General features: G+C 43.6%; 1 protein-coding gene. It reads left to right on the forward strand.

The annotated features are described in order from the left end of the window. Positions 1 to 319: Hsp33 family molecular chaperone HslO (locus tag B3O33_RS09470; protein ID WP_292363507.1), on the forward strand; the 319-nt coding region annotated here is incomplete at both ends.

The raw sequence follows: 319 nt of genomic DNA on the forward strand, positions 1-319 counted from the left end.
TGATTACCATTGAAAATGTAGAAGCCAAGCAACCCTACCAAGGTATTGTCAGTGTGCAGGGCGAAACGATTGCGGAAATGCTGGAAGTATATTTTGCTCAATCCGAGCAATTAAAAACCCGTATCTGGTTAGCCACAGATGAACACACTGCCGGCGGTTTGATGCTTCAGCAATTACCCGAGCAGGATCCCGAACAACATGATGAGAACTGGACCCGAATCAATTTTCTGGCCGAAACAGTCACGAATGAAGAACTGTTGAATCTGGATGCAGTCTCCTTGTTATATCGATTATTTCATGAAGAAATGGTGCGTTTATT

Origin of the sequence: Methylophaga sp. UBA1464, from assembly GCF_002325665.1 — a bacterium.
Lineage (GTDB): Bacteria > Pseudomonadota > Gammaproteobacteria > Nitrosococcales > Methylophagaceae > Methylophaga.